This is a genomic window from Devosia alba (genome assembly GCF_039938915.1).
GTDB lineage: Bacteria > Pseudomonadota > Alphaproteobacteria > Rhizobiales > Devosiaceae > Devosia > Devosia alba.
This window is the reverse complement of sequence record NZ_JBDUUI010000209.1, coordinates 1-206: the sequence shown is the minus strand read 5'-3', so window position 1 is coordinate 206 and position 206 is coordinate 1. Positions and strand designations below refer to the sequence as shown.

Genomic DNA, 206 nt, shown 5'->3' with positions numbered 1-206 from the left:
TCTCCGAACTTATTATGACTCTGCCAGAGAGAAGATATATCTGATCGACGAATTGTATGTAAATAAATGGAGCAACTCCAAGACCGCTGATTGGATCAAGAAAAAAGGCTATGACGATTATACGATGATATGTGATTCCGCGGAACCCAAGTCCGTGAATGATTTCCGGGACGCCGGACTTCCTGCCAGAGGAGCAATCAAAGGGC

The 206-nt window shown here is 45.1% G+C and carries 1 protein-coding gene; it reads left to right on the top strand.

All coding sequences use genetic code 11. From position 1 onward, the window contains the following. A partial coding sequence (locus ABFY71_RS19290; protein ID WP_431021566.1) for a hypothetical protein occupies positions 1-206 on the top strand: 206 nt, incomplete at both ends.